Origin of the sequence: Nocardia sp. NPDC005366, assembly GCF_040606855.1 — a bacterium.
In the GTDB taxonomy this organism is placed as follows: domain Bacteria; phylum Actinomycetota; class Actinomycetes; order Mycobacteriales; family Mycobacteriaceae; genus Nocardia.
This window is the reverse complement of the sequence record NZ_JBEXFQ010000016.1, coordinates 120,727-147,459: the sequence shown is the minus strand read 5'-3', so window position 1 is coordinate 147,459 and position 26,733 is coordinate 120,727. Positions and strand designations below refer to the sequence as shown.

The window sequence follows — 26,733 nt, the reverse complement described above, 5'->3', positions numbered from 1 at the left end:
TTGGTGTGCTGTTGACACCGGAGGTGTGGTGAGCGCCTATTTCTGGAGGCGATCGATTTGTTGGGTGAGGTGGACGATCCTGCGTGCTTCGGCGGTGATACTCGAATCGGTGCTGCGTTCGATGATCCGGCGGGCCGCATAGACGATATCGTCGGCGATCTGGACCTGGCTGCGATATTCGCTTACCTCGATTGGGCTGTCCATCTGCTCACTCTCTCGACCCGGTTCTGTCGCTGTCTACCGTAGAAGAACGAACGCGCCGATAGTCGGGTCCGCCCCGATCGGGTGTCAGCGGTTGGGTCCGGCCGAGTTCGGCCGACCGCGGCTCGGCTAGGATGACCTCTATTGTTCGGTCGCGAATCGGTGGAGGAATTCGTATGGCGCGCAAAGTCACGATCGAACTGGTCGATGACTACGACAACCAGTCCGCAGCGGAGGAGACCGTGTGTTTCGCTGTCGACGGCGTGTCCTACGAGATCGATCTGTCAGTGCTCAACGGTGCCGAACTGCGTGATGTTTTCGAGCGATGGACATCCCATGCCCGCCGGACGAGTTCTCTTCCACGAGGGAAGGCGCAGGCACGACCAGCCTCCGACCGTGCGGAGTCGTATCGGATCCGTGAATGGGCGCGTACCAACGGCATGACGGTCTCGCGCCGGGGGCGGATATCGGCCGAACTCGCCCACGCATACCAGATCGCGAACAAATAGGCGCGGGGTCGATCCTCGAAGCCCAATGAGCAGGATAGCCAGGTCGAGCATGCCTTGGTCGCAGGTCAGCGGCTGGTCAGGTCATAGCAACTCTGCTAGTTGATTTGCGGTCTCGGGCGGATAGGGATGGCGTAGCCCATGATCGATTCTGGGCTGGCGGGCTGGTATCGGTCGCCGTAGATCTCCAGGTCGGGGCCGCAGGTGTGGCGATGGTCGAAGCCGGTCAACCAGGTGGAGTAGGCGTAGTTCACAGTGAGGTTCAGGTCGGTGGCAGGGCCGTGGTGGTTGAAGTGTGCGTAGGTGCGGCGGGTGACGACGCTCGCCGATTTCGGTGCGAGCCGTCACGGGTACGTCGAATCGGAGCATGTGCTCGGGCAGGATGTCGATTCTCGAGACCTCGACGGCGGCGTCGTAAACGAGGCGGTCGCTGCGAGGGCCTCTCCGAGCGGATCACGCCGTAACCGACGGATGCGCTGCGGTGCTCCACCTCGTCGATCCGTGTGAGGAAGGCGTCCCATAGGGGCGGGATTTGGTCTGCGATGTTGTACTTCTCGTTGTCGACGCCGAAGAATCGGGTGCGCATCCCGACCAGGATCATCGGCTTCTGCTCGATGATCTCCGGCTCTGCGGTGGGGTTGGTGGTGATGTGGCGGAGGTAGTCGACATCGAACTGGGCTTTGCGGAGGAAGAGGGTGCGTCGGCCCAACTTGCGGAACGCCCCATACCCGCAGAGCTCTGGCCGGGCTTCGCCGCGTCGTCCACCCCCGAAAGCCTCACCGCTGGCTGAGTCGGCCCGCAGCACGATGCCGGTTTTGCCACCGGTCCATCTCTGCGAGGCCGCTCGCTGAACCCTCCGTGCGTCTCTCGATGCAACGATCACCGCTCTCGATATCCATCAGGCGTGCCAGCACGGAGGCGCTGACCGGGTAAGGCTGGTGTGCGGGTGTGCCACCGGACCGCTGGTTTCGGGTGTCGGTGGGGCCGGACCTCGAAGACCTTTCGCCCTTTCTGGGCAGCGTGTGGATGGCGAGGCTACCGGCCCCGTTCATACCCAGGTATGGCAATTTGTAGTCTGGTGGTTCTTGGCCTCAGCCGCTGTCCAAGCCGCAGTTGTCGGCCTCATGACGGCACTGATGCAGCGTCCCGGGTGCCGGATCAGCCATTTCGGTGTTTCAGGGCACTCGTTTCGGCGGACTCGCGTTGCGCCGCCGTCGGCTAACGCGGTGTCTCCGCTGCGCGCTGGATGGGTTAGCAATATACAACGGCATCCAGATCAGCGATCGACGTCTCCGGTCCGGCAGTGCACCGATCTGCCATTACTCGCTGTCGTCAGAGAACTTGCCGTCGCGGTAGCGGTCGACAGCTTTCGTCCGGCGGTGATGCGTTATTCGAGAATGCCCGTGATCGTCACCTCGCGGCTCTACGTGATCAGATCAGCGCAGAATCGAGCCGCCGAGGAGATTGTGACGTTTCATGTGGACCAGGCAGCGGCGCCGCGCTCATCCGCAAAGTAGTTGAGCGGACCATGGACACGGTCGACTTCGCGCAGTTGCCGGTGGTCCTACGTAACCACGCGACGGCTTTGCGGCGGTCTCTCTCACGCCGATGATGGGCCTGAACGGCTGGTCAAGCGCGGTCGACGGGTGGCGTGCGTCGCGCCCGTAGGTGCGGTCCTCGCGCGGGTGGGGATGAATCCTGACTGGGACCATAAGTGTCAAGGTCATGACGCGGGCCGTGCGACTGCGTGCAGCGTGCCCACGGTCGACACCTGTCCGTATGCGCGACGGCGGTAGGCGGCGAAATCGGCGACCACTCCATCGGTGGATGTCGACAGTGTCGGTTGACAGACCGCGGGGGCCGATCGTCTGCGTTTCCATTTTGTCCACGAAGCCCGCCGCGCGACGCGTCATATGACGGTACGAGCCGAAGGGTGTGCCACCCTGGAGTGACGGTGACTGATGAGCGTCGAACTTCCCAAGGATACGGTGTAATCCACCGATCATCGGCCGTTCGAGGCGGTGTGTGAGCCGCGACACCTGGCTTGGGTATCGGATTCGCGGGCGGCACGCGGACCGTCAGAAACCGTGTGGCGAGTCATCGAGCGGCCTCGGTGTCGAATTCGCGGTGAAACGGTCGACCTTTCCGGTCGCGCGTTCCTCCATCGCGTGCTCGCACGCGTACCGTCATCATCGACCCGGTCACACACCAATACATCGAGACGTGCCACCGGTGCTCGGTAATCATATTCTTGTATGCAGCGAGTATAAGTTGCCGCGATAGAGAACTCCACTATCGTTCTAGGAGTGTTCGGTCGAGGCAGGCAAACGCCTGGATAGCCGGTGTGGGCGGAGGGACGGCAGCCGGATTCGTGAGACCAGAGTCTGCGAATTGTGGATTGCCGCCCTCTGCGGCGTGCTGTGCTCAGGCGACAGTAGCGGCGGTCGAAAGCGGATTGGTCGGGTAGCGGGGGGCCATTGCTGATTCCCGCCCCCTCAGAACCGGCCATGCGGGCTTCCCCCACAACCGGCTCAAGCAGGCCGCTAGGACGCGCCGACTTCGCCGAACTGATGGTGCCCGTGCGTGTATCGGCAGGATGCCGACGGCGGCAGTGGGCATGGATGAGGCGGTAGTACTCGTTTGGCTAACCGTTGGTTCCGTCGACGATGAGCTGACGCTTTATCGCCGTGCGGATCGTGGTGAACCACTGTTTCCACTGGCTGGGGGATCGCGGTTCGTGGTCGGAGAACAGCAGGTAGTCCCCGCAGAACGGGCATCGTCCATGCTGCGCTTTGATGCGGAGCATGGTGGACGGTGCCAGTAGTGGAGGTTGCTGCTTGCGTCGCCGCTCGGTCCGATGCCGGGTCAGTGTCGGGTCGTCCGGAGATGCCCAGCCGGTGACCATGGTGTGCCTAACGATCTACGTCCACGCGAATCGGTCGAGATGGACGCCGCTGACGCGGTCGCCGAACACCCACCGGTCATTGCGGGACTTGTTGAATCGACCGAAACAGCGGGAGGCAATCCATCGCCGCGATTTGGGGTAGCCGTAGCATCGGCCGAATTTCGGGCGACAATATGCCGTAGTCGGCTGGTAGGGCTGGGTTTTCGGACTGCGGATGTGGCCGTGGGGTGCTTTGCTGGCCGGGGTTGTGGTCGGTCGGTGTGGTGGAGGGTGTGGCGTTCGTGGATCCGGGGCGTGGTCGGGGTCCGGCGGATCGGTTGGGGTTGGCGATCGCGTTGTGCACGTTGCCGTGGTTGGGGTTCGTTCCGGATCGTCTGGTGACCGCACCGCCGGTGGCGGTGGCGCGGTTGGCAGATCGGTTGGGAGTGGATCCGGTCGAGATCGGTTCCTATGGGGGGGCGGGCGAAGACCCGGACCGAGCATGTGCGGTTGGCGGCGCGGTATCTGGGGTGGCGGGCGGCGGGGACGATGGAGGTCAAGGAACTCGACGAGTTCCTGCTGGCGCGGGCGATGGAACACGATTCCCCGACGCTGTTGTTCCGGCTCGGGTGTGAGTATCTGTTCTCGGCGCGTGTGATCCGCCCCGGTCCGGTGATGATGGTGGAACGGGTCGCGCACGCTCGCGGCCGAGCCCAGGCCGAGACCTATGACCGGTTGGCGCACGAGTTCACTCCGGCGCGGTGCGCGCAACTGGACGCGCTGCTGGTCAACGACGCCTCGATCGGGATGACGCGGTTGCGGTGGCTGGCGACCGGGCCGGTGGAGGCGTCGGCGACTGCGGTGCGCGCGGAAGTCGAGAAGCTGGGTTTCCTACGCGGGTTGGGCGCGGACACGGTGGACATGTCGGTGCTGCCGGCGGAGCGGCGTCGGTTCCTGGCCACGATGGGCCGCCGCCTGACCGGCCAAGCGTTGGAGCGGCGTGATCCGCAACGCCGGTATCCGATCCTGCTCACGGTGTTGGCGCAGTCGGGCACGGATGTGCTCGATGAGGTGGTGGGGTTGTTCGATCAGGCGATCTCGGCGAAATTCGGTGCCGCCGAACGGCGTATGCAGCAGCAGTTGGCCGAACGCGGCAAGACCGGTGAGGACCGCCAGGGGTTGCTCGATGATCTCCTGGCGATCGTCACCGATCTCGGGATCGGGGACGAGGAGATCGGTGGCCTGATCCGTGGTGAGCGGATCGGGTGGGAACGTCTGCGGGCGGCGGTCGCACAGGCCAAGCCGCGGTTGCCGCGTAATCACGGGCATTTGGCCGCCCTGGATGCCTCATATTCGTATCTGCGTCAGTTCACTCCGGCGGTGCTGGCGACGGTGAGGTTCGCCGGTGGGACCGCAGCCACGGAGTTGCTGATCGCCGTGCACATGCTGCGTGAGCTCAACGCGACTGGCGCCCGCAAGGTGCCTGAGGAGGCTCCGTCGGGGTCCGTGCCGACGAAGTGGCGCGGTTATCTCGAGGAGGCGCGAAAGTCCGGTAGCGCCACCGCATATCGGCACTATTGGGAGTTGTGTGTGCTGCTCGGGCTACGTGAGGGGTTGCGCAGCGGGGATGTGTTCGTGCCGGGATCGCGCCGCTACGCCGATCCCGCCGTCGCGTTGGCGGCGGTGACCGCCGAACTGCACGGCGCGGTCACCGAACTGGAAAAGGTGCTCGCCGACGGTGAGGGCCCGGTGCGTGTGGACGAGGGCGGGGATCTGGTGATCTCGCCGTTGACCGCCGAGGACGTTCCCGCCGAGGCGATCGCGTTGAAAGCGGAGCTCACGGAAATGTTGCCGTTCGCCCCGATCGTGTCTCTGTTGATCGAGTTGGACAAACGCACCGGCTACCTGGACTGTTTCACCCACGCTTCCGGGAAACAGGCCCGCACCCCGGAGTTGAAACGCAACCTCATCGCGGTGCTGCTCGCCTATTCGACCAATCTCTGACTCACCCGGATGGGTGAGGTGTGCGGGATCTCCTACGACATCCTGGCCTGGACCAGCGAGTGGTACGTGCGCGAGGAGACCCTGCGAGCGGCGAATCTCGCGGTCATCGACTACCACCAACGGCTGCCGTTGACGGCGGTGTTCGGCGCCGGAACCCTGTCCTCCAGTGACGGACAACGGTTCCCGACGCGCGGCAAGTCGATCACCGCGCGGGCGTTGAGCCGCTATTTCGCCAACGAGGGCCTGTCGACCTACACCCACGTCACCGACCAGCACGCCACCTACGGCACGAAGATCATCGTCGCCACCAAACGTGAAGCCCACTACGTCCTCGACGAGATCCTGGGCAACGCCACCGATCTGCCGATCACCGAACACGCCACCGACACCCACGGCGATGTAGCCTCGTGAACTTCGGATTGTTCGACCTGCTGGGGTTGCAGCTCTCGCCCCGGATCCGCGACCTGGGCCGCATCACTCTCTACCGGCCCGGCCCGGCCCGGCCCGGTCCGCGTACCGATGTCGAGGCGCGGTTCCCGCGTACGGGCCCGTTGATGACCCGGAAACTGAACATGGAGTTGATCGCCGAGCACTGGGACGATCTGTTGCGGTTGGCGGGGTCGTTGAAGTTCGGGCACGCCACCGCGTCGCTGCTGGTCGGGAAACTCTCGGCCTCGGGTCGCCAGAACTCTTTGGCGGCGGCTCTCAAGGAGTACGGGGCGTTGCGGCGCACGATCTACGTACTCGCGCTACCTCGCCGATCCGGACTATCGGCGCAAGATCTCGCGGCAGCTGAACAAGGGCGAATCGTTGTACGCGCTGCGCCGGGACCTGCTGTATGCCCCCGAGGGCATGATCCGGGCTCGGCACCTGGACGGGCAGACCGAACAAGCCTGGTGCCTCACATTGGCGACGAACGCCGTGATCGCTTGGACGACAGAGTATTACGGGCTGGCCGTGGAGCAGATGCGCCGGGCCGGACGACGCGTCGACGATGACGTGCTCGCGCACATCAGCCCCGCGCACAGCGAGAACATCAATTTCTTCGGCGCGATCGAGGTCGACATCGACGCCGACTCGCCGCGCTCGGCCCTACCGGGTATCGGCCGCTGCGCGTGCGCGACACCTTGTTCTGACCGGTGTCGCCGATCGCGGTGACGGTGACGGAGGCGGTGGGCCGTGGTGTGAGGTCGGGTCAGTCCAGGGCTTTGTGTACTCGGGGCGCGACTTCGGTGCCGAGGAGTTCGATACTGCGTAGCAGTTCGGTGTGGGGCATTCCGCCGACGTCCATTTGCAGGATCTGTCGGTCGTGGCCGAGGAGTTCGTGCAGGTCGATGACGCGGTCGGCGATGTCGTCGGGGCTGCCGGCGAAGACCATCGGTGCGGGCCGGTGAAATCGACGTGTTCGCCCGCGTTGACCGCCAACAGCAGGTCGAGTTTGGAGGCGAAGAGCATGTCGTAGTCGGCTTCGTCGTGGTAGAACAGGTCGAAGGTGATGGTGGAGGAGCCTCGCCCGGCGACGGCTTCGATGCGTCCGGGGGCGTTCGCGTCGGCGACGGCGAGTTGTTCGAAGACTCGGATCGGTCATGGCAGGAGCCTCCAAGCGTCGGAGATCGAAACGGGGGGCGAGGAGCAGATGTCGGCCGAGGGTCCGAGCCGTGTCGCGGCCCGCGGCGTCCAAGTAGTCGACGGGACTGCGGCCGTCGATGCGCGCCAGTATCAGGACGGCGGTCTGGCGGATCAGTTGCGCGGGGTCGCGCGCCGCGGTCCAGGCGTAGAGGAAGGCGGTGGCGGCCGCGTGGTAGCCCGTAGCGTGTGCGGGCTGATGGATGGTCTTGAGCAGCAGATGGCCGAGGATCCAGGCCGGATCGCCCAGATGGGCGACCTCCCAGTCGATCACCCACAGCTCCTCGGCGCTGTGCCCGACCAGGATGTTCTTCGGCGAGTAATCGCCGTGCACCACGCAGGTCGACGTGTTGGCCATGGCGGTCAGCGTCCGGTCGATCGGCGCGGCCAGATCGGGATGGCGGATGCGCACCTGCTGGTGGAAAGGTGTCACCCGCAGCTGCTCGAATGCGGTCCGTGAACCGAAACGTGGGCGCAGCTCGGCATCGCGCTCGGCGGTGGCGAGCTGAAGTCGGGTCAGGAACAGGCCGAGACGGGCGGCGACGGCGGGGTCGATAACGCCCGCCATTAGGTCGTCTTTCCACGGGTGCCAGTGTTCGGGGGCACGGGCGATGACCAGGAATCCGTCGCTGAATTCGAGAACGGCCGGTAGTGCGGTGGGGTCGATGGTGGCCGCCGTCGCCAGCGCCTGCCCTTCGGTGATGAGTCTGCCGATGTCGGCATGCCATTCCTGTTCCACCCGCAGGCGCGGTAGCGCTTGTTTGACCACCGCGTCGATCCCCGCTCCGGTGACCGCGACCACCTCGTTCGACACGCCCCGGCGAGGGCCAGGACCGTGGGGTCGGCCTCGCCCGCGACGAGGCCCCGTCGGCGCAGGTGCGCGATGACGGTGCGCGCGGTCGTCGTTTCGGTCATCGCGCCAGCTCCGGTGTCCGCAGTTGCAGTGTGGTGAGAACTGCGGGATCAACGATCGATGCTGGAAGTTTGCCGGTCAGCACGTCGAGGGCGTTGCGGGCCGCGGCGCGGGACAGGTCGGCCATCGACCCTTCGGAGCTGAAGGCGTAGTGGGGCGTCAGAACGACGTTGCCCATCCTCCGCAGCGGGTGTGTCCTCGGCAGCGGTTCGGGTTCGGTGACATCGAGCCCGGCGCCGTCAAGGCGTTTGTGGGTGAGGGCCTCGGTCAGCGCGGCGGTGTCCACCAGACCGCCGCGTGCGGTGTTGAGCAGCAACGCCGTCGGTTTCATCAGCGCCAGCTCGTCGGCGCCGATGAAATGGTGCGTCGCCTCGGTGAGCGGCAGATGCAAGGAGACCACGTCGGCGACGCGCAACAGTTCCTCGGCCGAGTCCATCGCGGGGACGTCGCAGGTGTAGCCGGGGCGGCGCACGGTGAGCGGCCGCATCCCCAGCGCGCGGATGCGAGGTATCAGCGCCGAGCCGATAGCGCCCAGCCCGATGAGGCCGAAGACCTTGTCGCGCAACCTGATCGGGGCGGGCAGCAGGTTGCGATTCCAGTTGCCCGCCGCCGTGTCGACGCCGAACGCCATCGGGCGGCGGGCCAGGGCGAGCATGAGCATCAGGGTGTGGTCGGCAACCTCGTCGACGCAGTAGACCGGCACGTTGGTCACGACGATGCCCAATTCGCTCGCGCGCGCGACATCGATATTGTCGACCCCGACCCCGAAGCGCGCCACAGTACGGCAGCGTGGCGCGTTGTCGAGAACCTCGGCGGTGACGTGGGCGAAGCAGGTGGCGATCGCGTCCACGTCGGCGGCCAGCGCCGCCAACCTCGCCGGATCGGTGCTGTCGGCGACCACGAGCTCCACTCCGCAGGGCTCGAGCACCGAGCGTTCCACATCGATGGTCTCGGCGGGATGGTCGGTGATCAGAATGCGGTAACTCCCGCCGTCCTCCAGGGCCGCACCGGCCGCACCGCGGCCTCTTCGATGATGCGGTTGCGCGTTCCGCCGAGGACATCGACCGTGGTCGTGACGACATCGCCCACCTTCAACGGCGAGAACGCGCCACGGCCGTGTCTGCCCCACAACTCGGCCAGACATCCGTTGCGGCAGGTTCCCGAGCCGATCAGGTCCCCAGGCCGGACCCAGGTGCCGCGCGAGGCGTAGGCGACCAACGCGGGGAAACTCCACGCCATCTGATCGAGACTGTCGGTGCCGATGATGTCGTCGTTGACCGCGACCTGCATGCCCAGGTTGAACGACGGCCCGCTGGTCCGGCCGGTCAATTCGTCTGCGGTGACGAAGAATTGACCGAGCGCGGTGGCGGTGTCCTTGCCCTTGGCCGGTCCCAGTCTGAGCCGCATCTCGTGGAACTGGATATCGAGGGCGGAGAAGTCGTTGATCACCACGTATCCGGCGATGTGCGCGGAGGCGGCGTTCACCTCGACGTCGCGGCCCGCCGCCCCGATGACAGCGCCGACCTCTAGTTCGAAGTCGAACTCGCGACATCCCGGTGGGATCGGGACGTCGGAGAATGGCCCGGTGACGGCGTAGGGATTGGAGAAGTAGAAAGTCGGGATCTCCCAGAACTCTTCCGGAATTTTCGCGGCCGGATCGAACAGCTTGACGATGCCCTCGGTATGTGCCGGAAAAGTGGAGAAATCCCGGAACGTCGAAGGACGCAGTGGCGCCAGCAACTCCGCGGACGCCAGGTCGGTCACCGTCAGACGCCGCGCGAGTGCGCGATCGGCGACCTCGCCCAGCAGCCCGGGCACGCCGAGCAACTCGGGCAGCTCGAGTCCCGGCTCGAGATCGACCAGCGACTGCGTCTCATCGAGGACGGCCAGGATGGGGCCGTCGGGAGTGCGGCGGCGTGCGAATTTCATGTCCAGATCCTCGTCCGGGTCGGCGGTGACAGCGGTCCTCGGCGAAACTCAGCCTCGGCCCTGTTCGGAGTAGGGATTGAGCAACTCGGCCTGCATCTCGTCGGACGCGCCCTCTTCGGTGGCGGTGAAACCGTCGGCGGCCGGGAAGGATTCGGTCATCGAGTGCGGCATTGCGCTGTTGCGGTAGAGGCTGTTGGAGCCCTCCGACGGCCTCCAGGTGGGGCATCTCAGTCCGGCACGTAGTTGCGGTAGCCGCCGGAGTTGAGTTCGACGCGCATCAGGCTCGGTTCGCGGAAGTAGAGGAAGTTCTGCTCGCCGATGCCGTGGATCGAGGGCCCGTACTCCATCGCGGTGCCGCGCTCCATCAGGACATCTGCGCAGATCAGCAGTTCCTGGTAGGTGTCGACCCAGAAGGCGATGTGATTGATCCGGCCCGCCCGGTCGGAGGTGTCGAGCACGACACCCAGGTCATGGACTTCTCGTTGGTGGTCACCACGCCGAACACGGTGATCGGTGCTTCTTCGAGGTCTGTGAAGGCCACTGTGCGGAAGCCCAGGGTCTCCGAGCACCAAGCGCAGAATCCCGGCACATCGGTCGCGGCGACGGTGACGTGGTCGAGGAACCGCGGTGCCCCGGCGTGGGTGGAGCGCTTCTCGGGCCGGTCGGGGTAGATCGAGCGGAACTCCGGTTCGGCCGCGAATTTCTCGACCTCGTAGAACAGCCGCATGGGATGTCCGTAGGGACCGGTGAACTCGTAGGCCCTGCTGACACCGGGCGTGTCGGTGGTCCATGCGCCGGTGATCCCGGCCGCTTCCACGCGCGCCGCAGTTTCCTCGAGCGCTTCGGGGCTCGCGGTGCGCCACGCCATCCGACGCAGCGCGGGTTCGGGTCCCTCGACCAGAACCACGCTGTAGGTGTAGTAGTCACCCCAACAGCGCAGATACACCCGACCATCGTGTTCGTGGATCGCTCGCATCCCGAACTGCTCGGCGTAGAACCGCGCGGACGCGGTGACATCCGGGGTGGTGATCTCCACGTGTGCGAGATGACTGAGGAGGTGAGGTAAGGTCTTGCGTCCTTTGGAGCGGAGACTCCGATGTGTCCGGGATCACTAGTGTGGTGGTGTGCGGAGGATCGAAGAACCGGGTCTCGTCCATAGTTGATATCGACGGTGTGAATATCTCGGCCGAGTTGGACCGGGTCGGACCATGACCGACGGCGAACCCGGTGCCCCGATCGCGGTGTGTCGCGGTGGGATGCCTAATGACGCACGGTCGCCGCGAAGCGGCTTTCGGCCTCGTCGATGACGGCGATCTGCTCGAGGATCACGGCGGGGCTGGCATCGCCGACCACTTTCTGCAGCAGCGGAGTGCGATCGAGTACGAGGTCGCGCAGGACGCGCAGGGGGCGCGGGGTGTGGTGGAACAGTTGTCCGATGAAATACGCCTGGTTGGAATGGCGGGCGGTATGCGGCTTGCGCGGCGCCTCGTACCGTTCGAGGGCCGCGCTGACAGCATCGTGATCGGCGAGGTCGACCCCGGCCAGTGTGCGACCGATGAAGTACCCGTCCTCGGTGGCCATGCCCGCGCCGTATGCCGCGTAGGGCGAGGTCGGGTGCGCGGCGTCGCCCGCAAGCGTTACCCGGCCCGAGGACCACCGCTTGATGGGTTTGCGGTCGCGGATCGGCCAGCGCTGCATGTTCTGCGGCTCGGTGGCGCCGATGAGCGAGGTGAGCGGAGCGTCGAACTCAGCGGCGAGTTCCTTGGCGCGTTCACCGATGTCCGCGGTGAACTCTGTCCCGGCGTCGTGGGCCTCGACCACCCACCATTGGTAGCCTTTCCTGCCTTGGTAGAGCATGCCGCTCCAGGTTCCCTGCACCGTGCGGCTGTGGTTGAGGATATTCTCGTCGAAGGGCAGGCCGTCGATCTGCTCGTCCAGTACGAATCCGGCGAGTACGTGCAGGTTGTGCTCGCGCTTGGGGGAGTCGCCCCACAGGGTCGACCGGACCAGCGAGTCGATGCCGTCGGCGCCGATCAGGACGTCGGCTTTCTCGAGGGAACCGTCGGACATGTGCAGGCGCACGCCGTCGCGGTCCTGCTTGAAACTCGTCACGCCCCGGTCGAACTGGATCATCCCCTTCGGGAGCGCGGCGAACATGCGTTCGTACAGTTCCCGGCGCAGCAGGCCGATGTAGCCGCCGTCGTAGTCGCGCACGATGTGCTCGGGCAGTTTGATCAGCGCCCGCCGGTGCCCGCGGAGGTTGCGGAACTCGGTGGTGCAGCCCGCGCCGAGTTCAGCGGTATCCACGCCCATCAGGCCGAGTGCTTTGATCGGGGCGGGCCACAGGTTGAGGATGTTGCCCGCGACCCGCACGTGGGCGTGGCGCTCGAAAACGGTGACGTCGTGGCCTGCCTGGCTTACCGACAGTGCGGTAGCCATTCCGGCCGGACCTGCGCCGATGACGACGACGCGGCCGCGCTTGTTCGAGATCTGATTCATGTGTTCCTGCTTCGGGTACGCCCGGTGGGCCGATGCGGACCCTGCCGTCCTGCGATAGGGCGGTGTGGGGCGCGGCGGTGTCGGGACTGGATTCGATGAAGGGCGACAGACGAATGTGTCGGCCGGGTGCCGTCCATTCTTAGAACCGAAGTGATTAATTCGGTTTAAACATAATGTGTGCTGTGTCACCATCTGTCAATGGCCTTTTCCGGACAGCCGCCGCGCACCGTGCCCGATGACACCGCGGTGCCCGCGCATCTCGCGATCAACGAACCTCGCCAGCGGCGCAGCCGCGAAGCCTGGCGGCGTGTGCTCGAAGCGGGGATCGCTCTGGTCGAGCGCGACGGCTACGAGGGCTTCACGATCACGGCGCTGTCGGAGGCGTCGGGGATCAACCCGCGCGCGATCTACGAACGCGCCGCCAGCAAGGACGCGTTGTTCCTCGCGGTCTACGAGCACAAGATGGCTCAGATGGTCGAGCAACGCGACCAGTTGATGGCCGCCACGACAGAGCCCGGCATCACGCCGACCGAGACGGTGCGACGCGCGGTCCACGCGGTGTTACGACTATTCACCGACGATGCCGCGTTCTTGCGTGCGGTCATGGCGGTCGCGCCCCGCCACCCGATCGTCTACGAGCGAGGTCGCAGACACATCGCGGTCCTCGGTGACCTATTCGCCGGCGCGCTCGAAGGCATAGCTCCCGACCCCCGGCCGCTCGCTGCCCGACTGGCGTTTCGGACGGTGTACGCGATGGCGGTTCTGCGGACCGTGCAGGGCCCGGACTTCCTCGCTCCGGCGCTGGGTTTCGACGAGGAGCTCGCGCACCTGAGCGAAGTCGTCGAACGCTACCTGCAAGTCTCGACACCCATGATCGACTGAGTCGATTTCCTGGGGCTCACCCGGCGGGCACAGCGCATCTCCTGCGCACTGTCGGCACGCCGGACCTGGACCCGTCATCGCCCACTCCCATCGAGCGTGCGCGAGATCCCCTGCGCCGCGACTCGCAACGCGGTCGGGAGCCTGTGCCGATCGCGGGTGACACGGGGTACCACGAGACCCAGCGCTGCCACGACTTCGGCACCGCGGTGGATCGGGACGGCGACCGAACAGGCGCCCAGGGTCATCTCCTCGACGGTAGTGGCGTAGCCGTCGCGCCGGACCCGATCCACGCTGCGCGTCTTTCCCGACGCGGTGGGGATCTCGCGAGAAGGGCGGGAAAACCTGCTCCGCTACGGGGACTTCCTCTTCAACGCCTTCGGCCCCACGAACAGCTCGGTGGAGAAGGGCGCACCACGGATGGCAGAACTGTCGAGATGGGTCGATGCGCAGTGCGGGCGGGAGATGCTATCGGCGCAAGGGTTCGGCGCGCGGACCTGGGAGGCCGCGGACACGGGCGAGATCACCCACGAGCAGGCGCCGCTGGTGGTTCGGTCGTTGCTGTCGGCCGGGGTGGACACGACCGTCAACGGACTTGCCGCGGTGCTGTACGCCTTCCTGCGCCACCCACGACAGTGGGTCCGACTACGGGCCGAACCATCGCTGGCACGAACGGCTTTCGATGAAGCGGTGCGCTGGGAATCACTGGTGCAGACCTTCTTCCGCACCGCGACCCGAGACGTGCGCATCGGGGACATCGCGATCCCGGACGGACAGAAGATCCTCATGTTCCTCGGTGCCGCGAACCGCGATCCCGAGCGGTGGACCGATCCCGACGAGTTCGACCTGTCCCGCAACCCGTCCGGGCACGTCGGCTTCGGGATGGGAATACACGAGTGCGTGGGACAGTACGTCGCCAGACTGGAATCCGAAGCGTTGCTGACCGCCCTGGTCTCCCGGATCGCGTTTCGAATCGGTGGCTCCCGCGCGCCGCCACCTCAACAACACCCTGCGGTCCTGGGAGTCCATCCCGGTCGCCGTGGTGCGGTAGCCGCGCTCTGCAGGCCAAAGGCATACCGCCGAGATCGGCGTCCCCGGGCTTCGAAGCCGCCGAGACGGACAAGTGACGGGCGTCCGCGCGTCGCACCTGCCCTCGGGACGCGCCGCGCGGATAATAGACGAGTCGCTACGCGGTAGGACGTTTCCGCAAGACGAAGCCCGAAATCAGAAGGACCAACGCGATACCGGCGATCAGGAGCGGTGCAACGACTGTGAGAACAGTCACGAAGGTGCCCACCGAGTCCGCAGCCGAGTTCCTGGATTCGTCGGTCGTTTTTCACGTCGGTGGCCATCATCGGAACGAGGTCGACCGATCGGTCACCCACTTGGGCGACGGCGTTGATCGTCTGCCGCTGTGCGGCGTCGATCGGGGTCCCGAGTTGGCGGTCGGCACCGAGTGTGAGCAGTCCAGTGGACCGATAGGTGAATGGGATAACGGCACCCGCACCGGGCAACGCGCCTTGCAGGGTATCGCGTGATTCGGCGGGCAGGATCGGGAGCATGGCTGCGACGGCATCCTTGGGCAGGACCAGCGGGAGCGACTGCAACATCGCCGGATCCCGCAGTGGGCCGTTCGTCGCGATAGCGTACAGATGCAACCTCGCGCCCGGAAATCGTTGCCGAGCCGGTGTATTCGGCCGTTGCCGCTGTCCGGGTGTCGGCGTCCCAGAACCGCAGCGAACTGTCTGCAGGAGGCTCGGCGGGGAACGAGGCGGTCAAACCCGACTGCTCCTCCACCTCGATGCCACCGGGCGCCGCCGACTTCTCGAGGGAACGGCGGTCGACCGCGTACACGTGGCTGTTCTTGATCGCCAGGCCGTTCGGACCGTCGATCGAGGTGTCCTCGTGATAGACGACCGAGTCCGCGGTGGAGTGGGGTGAAGTACATATGACGTTCGACGGTGATCGGCACGGAAGCAGTACGGATACTCGTGCCGCAGGTGTTGGTGACGATCCGGTCAGAAGCCCCGGGACCGACTGTCGCTGTCACTGAAAGTTGGCTTGCCGCAGTGACACCCGCCACCTTCGAAGCCTCCTCCACTTCCTCGACTGACATGGCTGGACTGGTCGCGTATTTCGCGGGTTCGGGCTACGTCGAATGTCCTATACATCACGCGACACATGGACATGTCAGGTACGTCGAAAGGCTATGTTTCGTGCCGCTGCGGGGTCCTAGAATTTACTGCGAGGTGAAGCCCACTGCGGAAACAGGAGGAATCGCGGTGAGCGACTGTCGACTTGATCGCCGCCTTCTCCTCTTCCTGTCGTGATCGATGTGTGCGGTGAGATATCGGACACTTGCTCAGAAACTATGGGTTTCGTGATTCTTCCGAAAAAGTGGTTCGATTCGTCTCGATCACCGAACGCGCGGAAACTGTTTGTCGGTGTCCGCACTCGAATGCTGGCCGTCGCGGTGATCCCGAGCCTGGTTTTGGTCGTCGGAGCCGCAGGCTCGATCTCTCGCTCGACGGCGCAGGCGCAACAGACCAGAGTCTGGGCCGATGTCGTCCGCCAATCGACGCCGCGCGCGGCCGATTTCATCGGCGCTCTGTTCAAGGAGCGGCAGCTGACAATGTTGCGGGTCGCGCACCGTCCGGTCGATGTAGGCGGGTTGGTTTCCGAGCGTCGACGCGTGGACGTCGCTTTCGGCTTGCTGGCACCGTCGGTTCATGGTTTCGACAAGTTCAGCGCTGGTGCGTTCGGCGCACTCGGCGCGGAGGCAGGAAAGGCCTTCCAAGAACTGGCGGTGTTGCGCGCCAGGGTCGACGCTGGTGGCGGGACTCTGGACGAGGTCTACCGGACCTTCGAGCCACTGACCTCGGCTGGTGCGACCGCAGTCGAGATCCTGTCTCGCCATGCTCCCGACGTGACCGCCGCTGTAACGTTCATGATCACCGCGAACCTCTATCGCGCAGCCGACGACATATCGGCGGCGCGCGCGTTCGAAGCGGCAGCCGCTACCGAGAGCGGCTTCGACGGTGAGTCGCTGCGCTTGTTCGCCGGAAGCGTCGGCGCGTACCACAACGAACTCGAGGTGGTCGCGCGCAGCCAAGAACCAACGATTCGCGACGAGATCGCTGGACTCCTCGCCGGTCCCGCCTGGCAGCGACTCGGGCAACGTGAGCAGTCTTTGATAGCCCGCGGCGCGCTGGACGCCGATCTACCGGTGACGGCCCGGAAAGAGCGCCAGCAGACGCTGGAGCCAGACCAAACAGGCTCCGACTCGAGTTCCGTAGAAGTCGTCGGAAAGGTGATGGCGGTGTGGCAAGCCGCCAACGAAGCTAGTCGGCAGCGAGCGGGTGACATCGCCTCAGAGGCGAGGAGCGCCGCGATCAGGACGAGCATTGCTCTCTTCTCGGTGGCAGCTCTGGTCTCGCTGCTTAGTTTCTGGCTGGCCACCCGGATCAGCTCGCGGTTGCGGCGTTTGCGTGCGCAGACACTTGTCATGGCGGAGGAGACACTCTCCGAGGTCATGACGCGTATCCGCGCGGGCGAACGGGTCGACGTCGAGTCCGCGCTGCCAGGATTGAAATTCGGACGCGACGAGATCGGGCAGGTGGCCGCTGCGTTCGAGACGGCGCAGCGTGCCGCAGTGTCCGCAGCGCTGAATGAAGCCAAGACCCGTGAAGCCGTCAATGCGGTCTTTCTGAACCTTGCGCATCGCAGTCATCTGATGGCCCATCGGCAATTGGAAGTCCTCGATGCCGCTGAGGCGCGCGAAGAGGACCCGGTGTCCATGAAGCTGCTATTCCAGCTCGATCACCTCGCCACCAGGGAACGGCGCAACGCGGAGAATCTGATCATTCTCGGCGGTGAACGGCCGGGCAGGCAGTGGCGAAATCCTGTGTTGCTGCGCGACGTGGTGCGTGGTGCGGTCGCCGAGACCCAGGACTACTCCCGAGTGCACTCGGCGCGCTTTTCTGAGGTGCGGGTCCGGGGCGCCGTGGTCGGTGACGTGACGCACTTGCTGGCCGAACTCGTCGACAACGCGACTTTCTTCTCGCCACCGGATGCGTCAGTCGAAGTGTCGGGAAATCTCGTGGGCAAGGGGGCGATAGTCGAGATCGTGGACAAGGGAATCGGGCTGGCGTCGGGAGATCTCGACCGTCTCAACGCTGTCCTTGCCAGCGCTCCGAATTTCGGCATGATGCAGCTTTCCAGCGATTCGCGTCTCGGTATGATCGTGGTGTCGGTCTTGGCCGCCCAGAACAAGATCAAGGTGCGGCTGACCGAATCCGACTACGGCGGAGTCAAAGCAGTGGTTCTCATTCCGTCGGAGCTGCTTGTCGCGGAGGATTCCGAGGCAGGAGCGGGGCCGCTATCTCCTGTACGCGCGACCGGTGACCTCGTCGGTGGCGAGCGATTCCGAATGAGTTTGGTCGCCGCAGCTTCCGCTCTCGATGAGCCCCGGACTTTCACCCCTGCCACCGTCGGACGGCCCACACGCCAGGAGACCGTGCTGGAGGAACTGGGCGAGCGACCGCTATTGCCTCGGCGACAAAAACTGGAGGGACCAGCCGCCGAGCCGCCCGAGATCCCTCGCCCAGTCGCGGGTTCACGAGCAAGATCTTTGTCTGCGCGATCACCGGAGCAGGCCCGCGATCGTATGTCCGATATCGCCGACGGAACTAAACAGGGCCGCGGTATTGGGCCCGATACTCCCGAAAGGATGATATGACGGCGCGTTCTTCGTCCAATTTGAACTGGCTTCTCGATGAACTGGTCGATCGCCTACCGGGGGTGCACCAAGCGACGTTACTCTCCACAGACGGGTTGCTTGTCGCCCGCTCTTCCTCGATGTCGAAAGATGAGGCCGAACATTTCTCGGCGCTGTCGTCGGCTCTGTACGGTCTGGCTCGCAGTGCGGGTAGCCGGTTCGGGGGCGGTGGCGTTCTTCAGGCGGTAGTCGAACTTGAGGAGGCGGTCATGTTCGTAACAGCGGGCGGCGCAAATACTTGTCTGGCCGTGTGGGCAGCTGATTCGGCGAATATGGGGTTGGTGGCCTTCGAGACGAATCAGACCATACAGCGGGTCGGCACGTACCTCTCGGCGGCGGCGCGCACCGACCGCGTGTCACCGCAGGTATGACGCCCGCGCGCCGCTCCTGGTTCGAGGATGACGCGGGATCGGCCATTCGCCCGTACTCCGTCGTCGGCGGTCGCAGCGGTGAGAGGCGCTTCGAGCTCGACATGATTACTATCGTCGCGACGACGCGCACAGACCGTGGCCTCGGGCGAATGCAACCGGAGCACAACACTATCTTGCGGCTGTGTAGTCCGGCGATGTCGGTGGCTGAGGTCGCCGCGCACCTGCGCCTTCCGCTCACCGTCACCAAGATCCTCATCGGCGATCTCATTCACGATGGCTATCTGAGTTATCGGAAGCCCGCGCAAGAGAAAGACTCATCTCAAGACACCCAATTGCTCCGGGCGGTGTTGGACGGAATAAGACGGATCTGAGCGATCCGGTCAAATGTGAACGCGGGATCCACGGTCGGGATGGCGGCCAGGTCAGGACGGCCTCTGCGAGCGACAGATGAATGCCTATGCAACGGTGTCTCCCGCTTCGTAGATCTTGGGTGTGGATAAGCCGGGCGGTGTTCATGCCTGATTCCCTGACCGGGGCGATCGGCGGGTCGGGTGCCGTACCCGCGAAGTCCCAGCGGACCGAGGGCATTTCAGGCCGCACGGCGAATTGGTACACTACGGACCCCGAGAGGCCGCTCGCGGAGCCGGGCGCGCTGAAGGCCCTGCCGCCCCTACTTCCGAAAGCATCGGTGGAGCTCTTGTCGGTGGTCGCCTCAACGGGGTCGCTCGACGCGCTCGAGGCCGCGCTGTCCACGGTGACGGTGCTCACTGAAATTGGCTCTGGCGCTGATTATGTGATGAGAGATCATGTCGCGAGGAGTATCTGGGCTCTGAGGAGATCGAATTTCGCCCGCCCGTATCCATCTCGCTTGAGCCGCTTAAGCTGATCAAGAGAGCCATGTACGGCCGAGCACGATCGACCTGCTCCGACTCCGTGTCCTGCCACCACGTAACCGCCGCACCGATCATCGAATGTGGGACAGAGCCAATTTCAGGGAGCGCCGTCATGGTTGCCTGCGGGTCCGATCAACCCGACTATCTCGCTGCGTGCACACTGCTGACGCGCTGGTCTTTCTCCCCACGTAGAAGTGACCGAGTCAGCGTCGAGGCGTGTCAACAGAACGCCAATGTGGACCATCTGACGGAATGTCAATGTGGACCATCTGGCCGGTCGGGTTGATGGTTTCAGTCTTCAGTTGTTCCGGCGGCGGGGACGCGGCCGAGGTCGCGGTCCTTGAGCCGGTAGCTGTCGCCTTTCAACGCGATGACCTCGGCGTGGTGGACGAGGCGGTCGATCATGGCCGCGGCGACGACGTCGTCGCCGAAGACCTCGCCCCAGCGGCCGAAGACCTTGTTGCTGGTCACGATGAGCGAGGCGCGTTCGTAGCGGGAAGAGACGAGTTGGAAGAACAGGTTGGCGGCCTCGTTCTCGAACGGGATGTAGCCGACCTCGTCGATGACGAGCAGTGGGTAGCGGCCGAGCTTGACCAGTTCGGCCTGTAATCGGCCGTGGTGGTGGGCCTCGGCCAGGCGCGAGACCCACTCGGCGGCGGTAGCGAACGCGACCCGATGCCCGGCCTGACACGCTCGCATCGCCAACCCGATCGCCAGATGGGTCTTGCCTGTCCCGGGTGGGCCGAGGAAGACGACGTTGTCCTTGGCGGTGACGAAGTCCAGGGTGCCCAGGTGGGCGATGACATCGCGTTTGAGCCCGCGGGAGTGACCGAAGTCGAACTCTTCCAACGATTTGCGGTGCGGGAAGCGAGCCGATCGGATACGTCCCTCACCGCCGTGGGACTCGCGAGCGGAGACCTCGCGTTGCAGGCAGGCGATCAGGAACTCCTCGTGGGTCCAATTCTCGGTGCGGGCGCGTTCGGGTAGTCGTTGGGCGGCTTCGCGCAGGGACGGCGCCTTCAGCGCGCGGGTGAGGAAGTTCAGTTCGGCGGTGAAATCCCTTGTGGCGGTCGATGTTTTCGTGGTGGTTCTGGTCCTGGCGGTCATCAGGCCACCCCGCCTTCGATATCGATGCCCAGTGCGGTGTCGTAATCGGTCAGGGCGCGTTGCTCGACCTCGGGTTCGGGTGCCGGTCGCAGGACACCGATCCGGCCGCGCCGCAACACTTTCCCCGCCTCGACATGAATCGGGTCGGACAGGGTTTGATGCCAAGCCCAGATCCGTTCGTGATCGGCCACTACCCGCCCGGCGGAAAACACCCGGACCCGATCCAGGTCTGCGACGATCTCGATCCGGTGCCCGATCACCGCCGGATGCACCGAGTAGTCGTTGGAATCCAGACGAATGTAGTGATCGCGCGGTAGTCGTGCTGATCGCCGCCAACCGGTCACCGGCGCGACCGGAGGCAACTCCAGCATCGCCTGGCGGTCCGCGGTGATCCGGTCGGTCGGCGCGCACCCCAACGCGCGGCGCGTCCGACGATTCACCAACGTCAGCCAATCATCGAGTTGAGTATTGAAATCAGTTGGGTCGCTGAATGATCGGCCCGGAAGGAACGAGCGTTCGAGATAGTCATGGGCTCGCTCGATCATGCCTTTCGCCTCAGGATCGGCAGGCTTGCAAACGAGTACCTTGGTCCCCAGCGTCCCCCGGAAAGCTTGGCATTCCGCGGTCAGTTCACTGCGGCCACCACGCCAACGGCCGATCGCGCCTTCCCCGTCCCAGACCAGAACCCTCGGCACCGACCCCAACCGGTGGATATGAGCCCACCAGCCCGCGAACAGATCCTCGGCATGCCGCGACGGGATCAGCATCGCCATCAACCACCGCGAATACCCCGACACCATCGTCAGCACCGGTAACTGTTTCGGGCCACGGACCTGACCGAACCCGACCGGCAACTCGATCGGCGGGAACCAGAAATCGCACTGGGCGATCTCACCGGCCACATACGTCGTCCTCGACGCCGGGTCCGGCGGCAGATACACCGGCCGCAGCTCGGCGACCCGGCCCGAGAGCACCCGCACAGACCGAGTCCAGCCGATCCGTTCGGCGATCACCGTCGAGGGCATCGTCGGATAAACACGCAGCAATTCCCTGATCTGTGGTTCGACTGCGTCCACGACCGACCCCTTGGACGGCCGCTGATACTTCGGCGGCCCGTCCGAGGCCAAAGCCCGCTTCACAGTATTGCGGGACACGCCCATCACCCGGGCGATCACCTGGATCGGCATACCCTCCGACCGGCGCAAACGACGAATCTCAGCCCAATCCTCCACAGCAAGCATCCCTTCGGTCCTCCCTGGCTCGGATAAAGCCAGGGTCACCGACCAGATGGTCCGTTTTGAGTTGCCGCGCGGTGATCAGTTTTCACGTTCTGCCGACAAGGCGCCCACCGCGCAACCTCAGGAACGAGGCTGAGTCTGCGGGAACACCGCTGGAAGAGCGACGACGAACGGGTCCCCACGAATCCCCGCGAAGCCGACTCGCCGTCACGGGATACGCCTCGTGCCCAGACCGCCTCCGGCATTCGTTCGCGACGGACACCCGTCTCAAGCGTTCGGTTCGCCCTCCTGAGAACCGGTTACCCGGTGTGGGGAGGTACCAATCCTTCGCGGACCGCGACCAAGGCCGCTTGTGTCCGCGAATTCAGTTGCAACTTACGCAGCACATTGCTCACATGCGTGCGCGCTGTGCGCTCACTGATAACCAATGCCCTGGCGATAGACTTATTTGAGCTGCCTGTCGCAACCAGGCTGAGAACAACCTTCTCACGCTCGGTGAGTGTGGCCATGCCGGTCGGCGGGGCGCCGATATCGCGTGTCAGTTGTCGCGCCACCACCGGATCCAGGAACACATCGTTACGTGAGGCGGCCCGAATAGCGGCAACGACTTCCTCGGGGCACGCGCTCTTGAGTAGGTAGCCAGAGGCGCCGCTCGCCAGCGCCATGTGCACGCGCTGCATCTCGCCGAAGGCGGTCAGCACCACAATACGAACATCTGGATGTGCGCGCGTGATCTGTGCTGTCGCGCTGGCTCCGTCGATGCGAGGCATCATCAAATCGAGCAGCACTACCCGAGGTAACGAGCGGTAGGCGGCCATCGTGGCCAGCTTTCCCATCGCTTCGTCACCGTCGACTGCCTCGTCGACAACTTCGATATCATCGAGCAGTTCGAGGTAGGCGCGTACACCGCGACGGACCACCCAGTGATCATCGACGATCATGACCGTGATTGATTCCTGTGCGGCGCCGTTCACCGTTCGTCGCGCCGTTCGGCTGTGTTGGTGACTGCCCCCGCACCGGTGCGGGCCTCGGTCGTCTCTGTGGCGATTGTTATGTGCGCGTCCAACGGCACGGCGAATCCGACGATTGTGCCCGCATGACGCCTTTGCTTGACGGTGAGCGTTCCGCCCCAATGCGCGGCACGTTCTCGCATCGTGCGCATGCCGAGGCCCACGCCAGTGCCAGAGTCCGCGGCGAGTCCGCATCCGTCATCGGTGACCGAGCCGCGTAGCGTGGCTTGCCGCACCACGAGTCGGACAGTCACGCGGCCCGCGTCAGCGTGTTTGACAACGTTGTGGATCGCCTCGGCGACGATGCGATATACATCGTCGGCCACCGCCCCGGGAATCCGGTCGAGCCCGGAGCCGACGACGATATCCAATCGCATCCCGGTGCGATTCCTGGTGCTCTCCGCGAGCGTGCGTACCGCCTCTTCGAGGCTGCCACGTTCGATTGCCGAGATCGGACGCAGTTCGTGCACCATCGCGCGCAGATCGGTCAGCACGGTCTGCGATAGCAGTCCGATATCGTCGGCGACGCGGGTAACCGAGCGCGCGGGCACGGATTCGCTGCGTTCGGCAATAAGAGTCAAAGATTTCGCTTGCATGGAGATCGAAAAGACCTGTTGGACAATGGAATCGTGCAGGTCGCGAGCCAGCCTCTGGCGTTCTTCGCGCCGCACTCCCTCGCGTACGCTGTCCAACAAGGCCATGTCTTCGATGGCGACCGCGGCCTGCTCGGCCATCAAGTCGAGGAAGTCTAGGGTGGTAGCGGTCACCGACCGGCCGGGGGCAAAGAAGACATTGATTGTGCCCTTGACTTGGCGGCGGACAGGCAGCGGCACTGCGGCGAAGGAATCCCATTTGCGTTCACTCAGGTAGTCATACAACGGCTCCCAAGCAGGGTCCGAACGAATGATGCTCCACCGTCGCCTCACAACCGTCGGTCGCCCCGAGTCCATGGCGTCGAACATGGCCACTGTCGCGCCGCGTGCTTCGCATTCGAGGAGGCGTTCGGGGAAGTCGGGCCAGTGCGGGAACCCCGCCGAACCCATGACCCGCAGACCGCGGTTGCTCTGGCCGGCAGTGAGGATTTGAACCGCAGCCACCGAGTCCTTCCGCAGGATCTCCTCGGCCAGCGCATCCAGCGTTTTCGACGCTGACTGCGGCGTCTCCAGACTCGCGGCGGCCCGCACCACCGCAGCGACGCGCCGCGAGCGGTGCAGTTCGTCGTTCACGTCCCGGAACGCCATGATGAATCCGTTTCGTGGGTGGGTGAGGTCCGAGAGGAGAGTTCGCGTAGGCGCCCTCCGGACGGTGCCCATCGGATCGTGTGGTCGTCTTCGCCGCCGAGCAGTACACGAACTGTGGATGACTCTGGGGCCGTTTGGGACGGTGCCGGGAGGCCGCACAAGTCCGGCGCCGACCGCTCCAGCAGGCGGGCGCCATCGGCGTTGACCCAGGTGAACCGCTCCGGTAGGTCGACGCCCGCTGCGCCCTTGGGTGCTAGTTCTGCGATCCGGACGATCTTCGGCCGCAGTATCGCGGATCCCGGCGATCCCACATCCGACATCTTTCGCTTGGCGTTCTCCGCCTCGGCGACGTCCTCTTGCCGTCGAAACGACGGGGAGGTACTTGGTAAAACCATCACTTGTCCCACTCGGCCGATCGTGAACGGCGCCAACGGCGATCGGAATTGTCGACACCCCTGATCGCGCGGCACGCCGACTGCGCGCTCCCTACAATTTCTTTCCGTAAGACATTCAGGATACTGAACGAAGCAGCGGCAGACGGCGAGTTTACATCTGGATCAGCGATGCGAACGCATCAACGGCCGCTCTGGTGGGCCGAGCAGTCATTGCCCGCGCTGGACCACGGAAGCGATCTTCTCGGGGCAGGCGTCCTCGACTAGTGCATTGTCCATGAACGTTCACCGGTCAGGCGGCGGTTGTTTTGGTTCGGGGTCGGCCCCAGCGTTGCTGACGTTCGCTGCAGATGCGTGCTCGTTCGCGGCGTTGTGCGGTGAGCACGTCGGGGTGGCGGGCGTTGGCGTTGCGCCAGCGTAGGTAGTCCTGCAAACGTCGGGTCAGCACCGGGTGGTTGGGGTGGTCGGAGTCGCCCATGACGAAGGTGCGCAACGGCCCGAACTGGGCCTCGATCGGGTTCGCCCACGAGGCGTTGGTCGGGGTGAAGCACAACTCGACATTGTTTGCGGTTGCCCAGCAACAGATTCGGGGTGTCTTGTTCGCCGAGAGGTTGTCCAGGATCACATAGATCGGGGCACTATCGGGGCGCGCGGACCGGATCGAATTCAACGCGGTCAGGCTGTGGTCACCGCCCTTGCATCGGCGGGTGACACCCCACAACTGGTCCTCACCGAGGCTGTAGCAGCCGTGGAAGTAACGAACGCCGTGAGTGCGGCGGTAGGTCGCCGGCAGCCGGTGTGGTTTCGACTTCGGCGCCCATGCCGACCCGTGCGTCGGGCGGATCGACAACGGCCCGAACTGATCGAAGGCGAAACACCGGTCGGGGTAATCGGTGGTGACCTGCTCGATCCGGTCCAGCTTCGCTTCCTTGTCGGGGTCCTTGGACTCCTTCCACGTGCGTGTGCGCTGGAAGGAGATACCGCGATCGGCGAGGATCTGCCGCAGCCGCTCACGACCGATGCACACCACGCGCACCGAATTATCGATCAGATAGCCGCACAGTTTGCGCAGACTCCAGCGGGTGAACGGCCGCCCGAGCTTCGCCGGGCGGGTGGTGGCCGTCTCGATGATGTAGTCGATGTCTTCATCGGTGATCAGGCGGGGACGGCCTCCCGCCCACCGAGGGTCCAGCGCGGCCAGGCCCTTGGCGTTGAAGACGTGGATGACATCGCGGACGGTGTCCTCGTCGGCGGCGACCAGCCGGGCGATCGCAGCCACCGACGTACCCGACGACGAGGCCATGATGATCATCGCCCGGCGTACGCGGATCGCCGAACCCTTCCCCCGACGCACGATCTGTTGCAGTCGTTGCCCTTCCGCGTCGGTCAACCGACGTGCTCGAACCGGTTCAGCCACTCCCACTCCACAGTCTCGACAGCGATACCGCCATCGAGACTGCCCCAACACCACCAACCCCGCCGGGAACCCGGCGGCGTGTCACCCGACCCGGCCAACGTTCGTGGCCAACGCACTAGATAGCCTTCCGCGCCGTCGGCCAGGGCGGCGGCGACGCGATGCGTAAGGTCGAAGCCTGTCAGGATCACTACGCGCACCCCCGGATAGCTGTGGGTGATCCGTCTGGTAGCGGCCACGCCATCCAGGAACGGCATAGCCAGATCCATGAGGACCATGTCCGGCAGACCGCCGCATTCGCCCAGATTGTGCAGCAGAGTGAGCGCTTCCGCACCGTCGCCCGCCTCGGCCGATGACCTCGATCTCGAGCGCTTCGAGAAACTCACGCAAGCTCCGCCGGACCATCGCGTGGTCATCTACCAGGACGACCTGCATCGCGTGCATCGCGTGCATCGCCACCTGTCTCACCCGTGGTCCTCCTCTATCGGGTACACCGGACCGATTTCGCTGTATGTCTCCAGCATGCGACCCGGATGCGACCGCGTCACCTTTGCGAGAACGGTCAGGTGATCCGGCTGGGTTCGGCCTACGACATTTGTCACGTACGCGATACCGCTGAAGGCCAGTGTCTGCAAGTGGTTCGAATCCTGAAGTCGGCCGCTTCCTCCGGTGAGATGTATTGACCCGCGACTCGACGAGGAACGAGGGAGACCCATCCGGGGCATACGATTGCCTGGCCGCGACCAGCCCGATGGGGTCATGGCGATCGCGACGCTCGCTTTCCATCCAGCGGCGGGTTCGCGCCGGGCGCGCGATTGGGGTGGCCCTGAGATGTTCGAACAGGGCGGG

Annotated in this window: 22 protein-coding genes and 4 pseudogenes; 9 read left to right on the top strand and 17 right to left on the bottom strand. The window is 64.9% G+C overall.

The window, feature by feature from the left end:
* Positions 1–36: 36 nt before the first annotated feature.
* The gene (locus ABZS43_RS19955) at positions 37–204 is read right to left on the bottom strand and encodes a hypothetical protein (RefSeq protein WP_355037393.1); all 168 of its coding nucleotides are present in this window, start codon (positions 202–204) and stop codon (positions 37–39) included.
* Positions 205–377: 173 nt separating this feature from the next.
* Between ABZS43_RS19955 and ABZS43_RS19950 the strand changes: the two genes are divergently transcribed.
* Positions 378–710, top strand: coding sequence for an Lsr2 family protein (locus ABZS43_RS19950; protein ID WP_355037392.1), 333 nt, complete (start codon positions 378–380; stop codon positions 708–710).
* A 95-nt stretch (positions 711–805) separates the two neighbouring features.
* Here the strand turns inward: ABZS43_RS19950 and ABZS43_RS19945 are convergent.
* Positions 806–1,012, bottom strand: a pseudogene (locus tag ABZS43_RS19945) (GyrI-like domain-containing protein); the annotation flags it as partial.
* 227 nt (positions 1,013–1,239) lie between these two features.
* Between ABZS43_RS19945 and ABZS43_RS19940 the strand changes: the two are divergent.
* Entirely contained in the window at positions 1,240–1,497 is a 258-nt protein-coding gene (locus tag ABZS43_RS19940; RefSeq protein WP_355037391.1) for a hypothetical protein, read from the top strand.
* Between the two features lie 1,854 nt (positions 1,498–3,351).
* Here ABZS43_RS19940 and ABZS43_RS19935 read toward each other — a convergent pair.
* Positions 3,352–3,612 (bottom strand): hypothetical protein, encoded by a 261-nt coding sequence (locus ABZS43_RS19935; protein ID WP_355037390.1) that lies wholly within the window; start codon positions 3,610–3,612, stop codon positions 3,352–3,354.
* 272 nt (positions 3,613–3,884) lie between these two features.
* Between ABZS43_RS19935 and ABZS43_RS19930 the strand changes: the two are divergent.
* Positions 3,885–6,731, top strand: a pseudogene (locus tag ABZS43_RS19930) (Tn3 family transposase); the annotation flags it as partial.
* Positions 6,732–6,790: 59 nt separating this feature from the next.
* Here the strand turns inward: ABZS43_RS19930 and ABZS43_RS19925 are convergent.
* The 6 genes from ABZS43_RS19925 to ABZS43_RS19900 all read right to left on the bottom strand — a co-directional run bounded on the left by ABZS43_RS19925 (position 6,791) and on the right by ABZS43_RS19900 (position 12,562).
* A complete protein-coding gene (locus ABZS43_RS19925; protein WP_355037389.1) occupies positions 6,791–8,035 on the bottom strand; it encodes a phosphotransferase in 1,245 nt (414 codons plus the stop codon).
* A gap of 97 nt (positions 8,036–8,132) precedes the next feature.
* Positions 8,133–9,074 carry a C-terminal binding protein gene (locus ABZS43_RS19920; RefSeq protein WP_355037388.1) on the bottom strand — a complete coding sequence of 314 codons (942 nt, stop codon included), beginning with the start codon at positions 9,072–9,074 and terminating at the stop codon, positions 8,133–8,135.
* A 29-nt stretch (positions 9,075–9,103) separates the two neighbouring features.
* Positions 9,104–10,063 (bottom strand): fumarylacetoacetate hydrolase family protein, encoded by a 960-nt coding sequence (locus ABZS43_RS19915; protein WP_355037387.1) that lies wholly within the window; start codon positions 10,061–10,063, stop codon positions 9,104–9,106.
* A gap of 227 nt (positions 10,064–10,290) precedes the next feature.
* Positions 10,291–10,428, bottom strand: coding sequence for a hypothetical protein (locus tag ABZS43_RS19910; protein WP_355037386.1), 138 nt, complete (start codon positions 10,426–10,428; stop codon positions 10,291–10,293).
* Between the two features lie 17 nt (positions 10,429–10,445).
* The gene (locus ABZS43_RS19905; RefSeq protein WP_355037385.1) at positions 10,446–11,099 is read right to left on the bottom strand and encodes a VOC family protein; all 654 of its coding nucleotides are present in this window, start codon (positions 11,097–11,099) and stop codon (positions 10,446–10,448) included.
* A gap of 224 nt (positions 11,100–11,323) precedes the next feature.
* On the bottom strand, positions 11,324–12,562 hold the full coding sequence (locus ABZS43_RS19900; protein WP_355037384.1) for an NAD(P)/FAD-dependent oxidoreductase: 1,239 nt from the start codon (positions 12,560–12,562) through the stop codon (positions 11,324–11,326).
* 198 nt (positions 12,563–12,760) lie between these two features.
* Here ABZS43_RS19900 and ABZS43_RS19895 point away from each other — a divergent pair, with 198 nt between their 5' ends.
* Positions 12,761–13,444: a TetR/AcrR family transcriptional regulator gene (locus ABZS43_RS19895; RefSeq protein ID WP_355037383.1), complete on the top strand. Its 684-nt coding sequence runs from the start codon at positions 12,761–12,763 to the stop codon at positions 13,442–13,444.
* A gap of 74 nt (positions 13,445–13,518) precedes the next feature.
* Here the strand turns inward: ABZS43_RS19895 and ABZS43_RS19890 are convergent.
* A pseudogene (locus ABZS43_RS19890) lies at positions 13,519–13,734 on the bottom strand (IclR family transcriptional regulator C-terminal domain-containing protein); the annotation flags it as partial.
* Between the two features lie 172 nt (positions 13,735–13,906).
* On the opposite strand from ABZS43_RS19890, the gene ABZS43_RS19885 reads away from it, so the two are divergent.
* Together ABZS43_RS19885 and ABZS43_RS19880 are read left to right on the top strand one after the other, a co-directional pair.
* Complete coding sequence (locus ABZS43_RS19885; RefSeq protein ID WP_355037382.1) at positions 13,907–14,638, top strand: cytochrome P450; 732 nt, start codon at positions 13,907–13,909, stop codon at positions 14,636–14,638.
* Between the two features lie 92 nt (positions 14,639–14,730).
* A complete protein-coding gene (locus ABZS43_RS19880) occupies positions 14,731–14,979 on the top strand; it encodes a hypothetical protein (protein ID WP_355037381.1) in 249 nt (82 codons plus the stop codon).
* Positions 14,980–15,106: 127 nt separating this feature from the next.
* On the opposite strand, the pseudogene ABZS43_RS19875 reads toward ABZS43_RS19880, so the two are convergent.
* A pseudogene (locus tag ABZS43_RS19875) lies at positions 15,107–15,391 on the bottom strand (porin PorA family protein); the annotation flags it as partial.
* A gap of 430 nt (positions 15,392–15,821) precedes the next feature.
* On the opposite strand from ABZS43_RS19875, the gene ABZS43_RS19870 reads away from it, so the two are divergent.
* Genes ABZS43_RS19870 through ABZS43_RS19860 form a run of 3 tightly spaced genes read left to right on the top strand, consistent with a single transcriptional unit; the run spans position 15,822 to position 18,960 of the window.
* Positions 15,822–18,179 carry a nitrate- and nitrite sensing domain-containing protein gene (locus tag ABZS43_RS19870; protein WP_355037380.1) on the top strand — a complete coding sequence of 786 codons (2,358 nt, stop codon included), beginning with the start codon at positions 15,822–15,824 and terminating at the stop codon, positions 18,177–18,179.
* Positions 18,176–18,589, top strand: coding sequence for a roadblock/LC7 domain-containing protein (locus ABZS43_RS19865; protein ID WP_355037379.1), 414 nt, complete (start codon positions 18,176–18,178; stop codon positions 18,587–18,589). The genes ABZS43_RS19870 and ABZS43_RS19865 overlap by 4 nt, the downstream gene beginning before the upstream one ends.
* Complete coding sequence (locus ABZS43_RS19860; protein WP_355037378.1) at positions 18,586–18,960, top strand: DUF742 domain-containing protein; 375 nt, start codon at positions 18,586–18,588, stop codon at positions 18,958–18,960. The genes ABZS43_RS19865 and ABZS43_RS19860 overlap by 4 nt, the downstream gene beginning before the upstream one ends.
* Positions 18,961–19,773: 813 nt before the next feature.
* Here the strand turns inward: ABZS43_RS19860 and istB are convergent.
* The 6 genes from istB to ABZS43_RS19830 all read right to left on the bottom strand — a co-directional run bounded on the left by istB (position 19,774) and on the right by ABZS43_RS19830 (position 26,270).
* Positions 19,774–20,589: an IS21-like element helper ATPase IstB gene (istB, locus tag ABZS43_RS19855; protein WP_355037377.1), complete on the bottom strand. Its 816-nt coding sequence runs from the start codon at positions 20,587–20,589 to the stop codon at positions 19,774–19,776.
* Positions 20,589–21,830 (bottom strand): IS21 family transposase, encoded by a 1,242-nt coding sequence (gene istA, locus ABZS43_RS19850; RefSeq protein WP_355037376.1) that lies wholly within the window; start codon positions 21,828–21,830, stop codon positions 20,589–20,591. Before istA ends, istB begins: the two co-directional genes overlap by 1 nt.
* Before the next feature lie 296 nt (positions 21,831–22,126).
* The gene (locus ABZS43_RS19845) at positions 22,127–22,768 is read right to left on the bottom strand and encodes a response regulator transcription factor (protein ID WP_355037375.1); all 642 of its coding nucleotides are present in this window, start codon (positions 22,766–22,768) and stop codon (positions 22,127–22,129) included.
* Positions 22,769–22,797: 29 nt separating this feature from the next.
* The gene (locus ABZS43_RS19840) at positions 22,798–24,078 is read right to left on the bottom strand and encodes a GAF domain-containing sensor histidine kinase (RefSeq protein WP_355037374.1); all 1,281 of its coding nucleotides are present in this window, start codon (positions 24,076–24,078) and stop codon (positions 22,798–22,800) included.
* Positions 24,079–24,762: 684 nt separating this feature from the next.
* Positions 24,763–25,860, bottom strand: coding sequence for an IS630 family transposase (locus ABZS43_RS19835; protein WP_355037373.1), 1,098 nt, complete (start codon positions 25,858–25,860; stop codon positions 24,763–24,765).
* Positions 25,857–26,270, bottom strand: a complete 414-nt coding sequence (locus tag ABZS43_RS19830) for a response regulator transcription factor (protein WP_355037372.1) — start codon at positions 26,268–26,270, stop codon at positions 25,857–25,859. The genes ABZS43_RS19835 and ABZS43_RS19830 overlap by 4 nt, the downstream gene beginning before the upstream one ends.
* Positions 26,271–26,733: the final 463 nt, after the last annotated feature.

What these genes read in the sequence shown, in the direction of transcription:
- ABZS43_RS19950 (WP_355037392.1), top strand. Translation starts at nt 378, where the DNA reads ATGGCGCGCAAAGTCACGATCGAACTGGTCGATGACTACGACAACCAG.
- istB (WP_355037377.1), bottom strand. Translation starts at nt 20,589, where the DNA reads ATGACCGCCAGGACCAGAACCACCACGAAAACATCGACCGCCACAAGG.
- ABZS43_RS19900 (WP_355037384.1), bottom strand. Translation starts at nt 12,562, where the DNA reads ATGAATCAGATCTCGAACAAGCGCGGCCGCGTCGTCGTCATCGGCGCA.
- ABZS43_RS19910 (WP_355037386.1), bottom strand. Translation starts at nt 10,428, where the DNA reads ATGGAGCGCGGCACCGCGATGGAGTACGGGCCCTCGATCCACGGCATC.
- istA (WP_355037376.1), bottom strand. Translation starts at nt 21,830, where the DNA reads ATGCTTGCTGTGGAGGATTGGGCTGAGATTCGTCGTTTGCGCCGGTCG.
- ABZS43_RS19845 (WP_355037375.1), bottom strand. Translation starts at nt 22,768, where the DNA reads ATGATCGTCGATGATCACTGGGTGGTCCGTCGCGGTGTACGCGCCTAC.
- ABZS43_RS19865 (WP_355037379.1), top strand. Translation starts at nt 18,176, where the DNA reads ATGACGGCGCGTTCTTCGTCCAATTTGAACTGGCTTCTCGATGAACTG.
- ABZS43_RS19840 (WP_355037374.1), bottom strand. Translation starts at nt 24,078, where the DNA reads ATGGCGTTCCGGGACGTGAACGACGAACTGCACCGCTCGCGGCGCGTC.
- ABZS43_RS19955 (WP_355037393.1), bottom strand. Translation starts at nt 204, where the DNA reads ATGGACAGCCCAATCGAGGTAAGCGAATATCGCAGCCAGGTCCAGATC.
- ABZS43_RS19860 (WP_355037378.1), top strand. Translation starts at nt 18,586, where the DNA reads ATGACGCCCGCGCGCCGCTCCTGGTTCGAGGATGACGCGGGATCGGCC.
- ABZS43_RS19895 (WP_355037383.1), top strand. Translation starts at nt 12,761, where the DNA reads ATGGCCTTTTCCGGACAGCCGCCGCGCACCGTGCCCGATGACACCGCG.
- ABZS43_RS19915 (WP_355037387.1), bottom strand. Translation starts at nt 10,063, where the DNA reads ATGAAATTCGCACGCCGCCGCACTCCCGACGGCCCCATCCTGGCCGTC.
- ABZS43_RS19885 (WP_355037382.1), top strand. Translation starts at nt 13,907, where the DNA reads ATGCTATCGGCGCAAGGGTTCGGCGCGCGGACCTGGGAGGCCGCGGAC.
- ABZS43_RS19935 (WP_355037390.1), bottom strand. Translation starts at nt 3,612, where the DNA reads ATGGTCACCGGCTGGGCATCTCCGGACGACCCGACACTGACCCGGCAT.